Origin of the sequence: Nocardia carnea (assembly GCF_029868325.1) — a bacterium.
GTDB lineage: Bacteria > Actinomycetota > Actinomycetes > Mycobacteriales > Mycobacteriaceae > Nocardia > Nocardia carnea_C.
This window is the reverse complement of sequence record NZ_JARWNW010000009.1, coordinates 1-5,004: the sequence shown is the minus strand read 5'-3', so window position 1 is coordinate 5,004 and position 5,004 is coordinate 1. Positions and strand designations below refer to the sequence as shown.

Below are 5,004 nucleotides of genomic sequence, written 5' to 3'. Positions count from 1 at the left end.
TTTAGTCCCCCACCCTCAGTGGTCTGGTTCTCACCCCCCCCCTCATAGCAACCCCCCCCCCGGGCGCCGTTCCCCCCACATCCCCCCTTTCCCCCCCCCCCCCCCGGCCGGGGACCGGTAGGGACACAGAGAACGGGCCGTTCACACTCTGCGCGTAATGTGAACGGCCCGTTCTCGTATCGGCCGCCGCTCGCCGATGGGCGGGGCGGCCGCCATACTCTTCTTCAATCTGAGCAGCCCGTCTCTGATCCGGGATTTGACGGTCGGCAGGCCGATATCGAGTTGCCGGGCGACCTCCGCGTACGTCCGGCCGTCGTAATAGGCCAGCGAAATCGCTTCGCGCTGATTCTCGGTGAGGCTGCGCAGGCCGAGCACCACGGCCTGATGGTCGAGTTTGCGCTCGACCTCCTCGATGACCTCGTCGTAGTCGTGCCCGAGTACCCGGGCGCCGTAGGCGATCTCCCGCTGCGTATGCGCCTGTTCGGCACGTACACGGTCGACCGCACGGCGATGGGCCAATGTCATCAGCCAGGTCACCGCCGAACCGCGGGCCGGGTCGAAACTCGCCGCGGTACGCCAGGTCTGCAGGTAGACCTCCTGCGTGGTCTCCTCGGCGAACCCCGAATCCTGTAGGACACGTAACACCAGACCGAAGACCCGCGTGCGGGTTCGATCATAGAGTTCGGCGAAAGCTTCGGCGTCCGAATGGCCACAGCGCTGCAGCAACGCTGAAAGCTCGATACTTTCGTGTGTCATCGGTCATAACAATAACCCCACGCTATGACCGAGACCGTATGTGGCCCCGCGGAAGAGACGGTGTCGCGCCGGTTGTGCAGAGCGCCGGCGGTTGCCGTGCCGCGGCAAAACAGCCCCTGCCACGGCCGATGCGTCCGGAGCGGGCTACACCGCCATTCGGCGCCGGTTGCGGCGCGCGTGCATTTCGCGTTCGGTTTCCGACATCCCGCCCCAGATTCCGTAGGGCTCACTGACCTTCAGTGCATGTGACCGGCACTGCATGAGGACCGGGCAGGTCCGGCAGATTTCCTTGGCGCGCAGCTCGCGAGCCGCCCGGGCCCGGCCGCGCTCGCCGTCGGGATGGAAGAACACCGCCGAGTCCACACCCCGGCAGGAACCGCGCATCTGCCAGTCCCAGACATCGGCGTTCGGTCCGGGAAGGTGGGTGGGCATGGGCATGGGTTGAACTCCTCGTAGACGTGAGCTCGTCGGCATTGTCGAGCGAGTGATGGGTCAACTTCTCAGGTGGTGCCCGGCGCCCGTGTGAACGCGCGGACCGTAGGCATCCCGGGCGATTTTTCGCCCGGCGCCGTTCGTGGCGATGAGCTACGTTAGGGGTAACGGGGAAATTCCGTCAACAGTTCGGCGCGCTGATTTGTCGGATATTTTGCGGCTTGAATTTAACCCACCTGGCTGTTTACTTCCGCTAATCTTCCGGCGATACTGTGTGGTTACCCCGACACCTGGTCGTCGATCCGTCGGCCCTGGTCGACGTTTTCGCAGGTGGTGATCTCGACCGGGGTGGCAGGAACGGTCCGGACCGAAATGTGTACACGATCCGGGCATGGATCGGGGCCGGAATCGCTGATCTCGGTACGATTACAGATGGCGGCCGGGCGGCTTCCAGGTTAATTAAGCGAAACGTTGCGGAATTCGATGCGTATCCGCTCATGGATTGATGGGCGGAGATTAACCTGATCGAAACACCGGCGATTCGATTAATGCTGAAAGATTGCTGAAACACTTGCTCCTCGTTCGTTCCGGCCGATTCGCCGGCCGCCGATCCGGCCGGGCCTCGGTACAGTGCACCGGTGTCCGCCCCGCTTCTCCCCGTCGAAACCCGTGCCCCCCTGCTCGCCGACTTCGCATTCGGGGCGCGGCAGTATCGGTCCGCTGCCGAGTTGCCGGAGCCGGGCAGCAGCGTCGAAATATGGTGGCGAGCCGTGGCGTTGGGTGGTACGGGCCACTATGCGGCCGCCCGTACCACACTGCGCCGGCTGCGGGCGAGCACGAACGATCCGGTGCTGCTTTCGCTGGCCGCATCCACCGAGGGGTCGTTACGGCGCCAACTCGGCTGGCATGCGCGGGCCGCGCACGACGACGGTCACGCCGCCGCGTTGGTGCTGCCGCGACTGCCAGGGGGCTCGGCTTCTGGATATCGACATCCGGCGCTCATCGATCCGCACGCTCCGGGTCACCATCCCCTGTCGGGCCGGCTCGACGCCGCGGCCGCCGCGGTCGGTGAGCATGCTGCGGAGGGTGAGGTCGCCGTGCGCGCTGCGGTCGGCCCGGGCGCGGCGGGTTACTACCGCGTTCCCGACCTGGTCGATGCTGCGGCCGACGCCCTGATCGGCCTCGCTGCCGATGCACTGGGCACCGGCCGGCTCGCGCTCGCCACCAGGTTGCTCGACCGCTGCAGCGCGTTGCTGACCGCCGAGCATCCGTCCGGCTCGAGTGGCGACGTCATCACACAGGGGCAGGCCGATCGGGCGGTCGTCGATCGCTCCCGTGCGTTCGTCCGGCTGCACTGGGTGCGTGCCGAAACCGCACTGGCCGGCGGCCGGGCGGATGAGGCCCTGACCGCGGCGGAGAGCGCGCTGGCCCGGGCCGAGTGCGGCCCCTCGATTCGCCACCGGGTGAAATCGCGGCTGCTGGTCGCCGCGGCCGCCGGAGTGACCGGCGACACCGGGCGGGCTGCCGAACTCGCCGCGCTGGTCGAGGAACAGTGCCGGGAAGCGGATCTGGTGCCGCTGCGCTGGGCCTGTGCCATGTTGCGAACCGGTCTCCCCACGCCCGGTACGGCCCCGGCTGCTGAACACGCCTCAGCGACGGTCGGTGCGGAGGCGTGTCGTGCACTCATCGCCAGGCGTGGCGGGCGATTTCGCGATATCGGACGGTGACCCGGGTTCCACCGTCTCGACCCGTCCGGGTGGCCGTGTCCTATTGTTGATCCCGTTCCGCCGCACCGGCGGAAGCACAGGTCGTCACCGGCCGTGCCACTTTGTAACGCCAGGAAATCCGCTGACGATGACGCACACGGGCGAAGAGTTGGATCGTGCCGTCGCCGCTGCTGCGCAGGGCGACAGGTCCGCTCTAGCTCAGGTACTGGAGATGGTCCGTCCGCTGGTGATGCGATATTGCCGCGCACGGATCGGTGCCGCGGAGCGTGGACAACTCTCCGCGGACGACGTCGCGCAGGAGGTCTGTCTAGCGGTCATGACCGCGCTACCCAGGTATCAGGACCAGGGTCGGCCGTTCATGGCTTTCGTATACGGAATCGCTTCGCACAAGGTCGCCGACGCCCATCGCAACGCCTCCCGTAACAAGGCGGAGGCGATGGCCGAAGTACCAGATGTCATATCCACCGACCACGGACCGGAGCAGCGAGCTCTCGAATCGGAAACGAGCCGGCAGATGAACACTCTGCTGGCCACGTTGCCGGAGAAACATCGGGAGATCCTGATCCTGCGCCTGGTGATGGGTTTGTCAGCGGAGGAAACCGCGACCGCCGTGGGCAGTACGGCGGGAGCGATACGGGTCGCCCAGCACAGGGCGCTCGCAAAACTGAAGGTACAAGTGGCGAGGGCAGGTGAAATATATGGCTAGGGATGGCGGGCGCGGTCGGGGCGACAAGCGGGCGCGGCGCGTATCGCGGAACACCGATCCCTACGCCGAGGGCTCCGGTGCCGGGTCCGAACCGGTCGATATCAGCGCGGTCCGTCGTGATGACGAACTGATCGACGCTATCGCGCGGGGCGGGCCCATACCCACCGAGAGCACCGAGGAACTCCAGCTGGCGACATTGCTGGCGGATTGGCGGGCCGAGATCGTGGCTCCGCCGCTACCGGATGCGCCCGATCTCGATACCGTCGTCGCGGCGGTCAATCAGGAGATCGGGGCCCGGCAGGCGCGGATCAGTGCGCAATCCGGCGGGCGGCTGCGGCTGCTCCGCCCGATAGCCACCACGGCGGCCGCGCTGGCTCTGGTGTTCGGCGGGCTGTCGGTGTTCTCTTATCAGGCCGAACCCGGTGATGCGCTGTGGCGCGTCAAAGAGGTGGTGTTCAGCGAACAGGCTCAGAGCACCGTCGTGCAGTACGCCGACGACAATCTGGCCGCCGCGCAGGAGCTGCTCGAGGAAGGTAAGCCGGAACAGGCCAAGGCCCGGCTGGAACAGGCCTCGGCCAATGCCACCCAGGTGGACGACCCGGCGAAGCGCAACGAGCTGGCCGCTCGCTGGCGTGAACTGGTCGGACAGGTCGGCAAGGTCGCACCGGATATCGCGGCCCAGCTCGAGGAGAAGGCTCCCGCCCTGGATCCGGGGGCGCCGGTGCAGCCGGCCACGCCCGGGGATACCACCGGGCGCCCCGGTCCTACGGTGACCACCACGAACCGGCCGGGTCAGCAGCTTCCGATGGAGGCTCCGGGGCCCGGCGGCGATCGGCCGACCGCGCCGGATGTCACCGCACCGGTGCTGCCGTCGCCGGACCGGCCGTCGCCCGATACGGACAATCCGGATACCCAGGCGCCGGATACCCACGCGCCGGATATCGCACCGGACGACACCACCCCGGACACCCCTGACCCGACCACTTCGGACGGGCCGGGGGTCGACTCGGTGGAGCCGACCTCTCAGGTACCGCCGTCCACGATCAGCTCACCTGGTCCGGCCGAACCGTCGGTACCGCAGGTCCCGGAGACCGGGGCGCCGTCCGTTCCGACGACCATCGTCCCCAGCGGGCCCACCAACTGAACGCGGCGCGGCAATCCTGAGCCCGCGCGTTCGCGAATATCTGTCACCGTGTGGCGCGACCCCCCCGGGGGGGGGCCACACCGCGCGGTTAGGGGGGGGGGTTTGGTTGGGTTGGGGGGTTGTTATGTTTCTGTCCCCGCCCCGGGGTGTTTTGTGTTGGGTTTTTTGTTTTTGTCCGGTTTGTTACCGTTTTGGTGGGGTGGGTTTCGGCGCGGGCCGCGGGGGGGGCGCCCCCGGCC

General features: G+C 67.5%; 5 protein-coding genes. 3 read left to right on the top strand and 2 right to left on the bottom strand.

Features of this window, described 5'->3' with window-relative positions; genetic code table 11:
• Window positions 1–141 precede the first annotated feature (141 nt).
• The gene (gene sigK / locus QH196_RS00125) at window positions 142–756 is read right to left on the bottom strand and encodes an ECF RNA polymerase sigma factor SigK (RefSeq protein WP_280413696.1); all 615 of its coding nucleotides are present in this window, start codon (window positions 754–756) and stop codon (window positions 142–144) included.
• Between the two features lie 144 nt (window positions 757–900).
• On the bottom strand, window positions 901–1,194 hold the full coding sequence (locus tag QH196_RS00120; protein ID WP_062973464.1) for a WhiB family transcriptional regulator: 294 nt from the start codon (window positions 1,192–1,194) through the stop codon (window positions 901–903).
• A 632-nt stretch (window positions 1,195–1,826) separates the two neighbouring features.
• On the opposite strand from QH196_RS00120, the gene QH196_RS00115 reads away from it, so the two are divergent.
• From QH196_RS00115 to QH196_RS00105, 3 genes are all read left to right on the top strand, one after another.
• On the top strand, window positions 1,827–2,915 hold the full coding sequence (locus QH196_RS00115; protein ID WP_280413695.1) for a hypothetical protein: 1,089 nt from the start codon (window positions 1,827–1,829) through the stop codon (window positions 2,913–2,915).
• 127 nt (window positions 2,916–3,042) lie between these two features.
• The gene (locus tag QH196_RS00110; RefSeq protein WP_280413694.1) at window positions 3,043–3,621 is read left to right on the top strand and encodes a sigma-70 family RNA polymerase sigma factor; all 579 of its coding nucleotides are present in this window, start codon (window positions 3,043–3,045) and stop codon (window positions 3,619–3,621) included.
• Window positions 3,614–4,765 carry an anti-sigma-D factor RsdA gene (locus QH196_RS00105; protein WP_280413693.1) on the top strand — a complete coding sequence of 384 codons (1,152 nt, stop codon included), beginning with the start codon at window positions 3,614–3,616 and terminating at the stop codon, window positions 4,763–4,765. The genes QH196_RS00110 and QH196_RS00105 overlap by 8 nt, the downstream gene beginning before the upstream one ends.
• The last annotated feature ends 239 nt before the right edge of the window (window positions 4,766–5,004 follow it).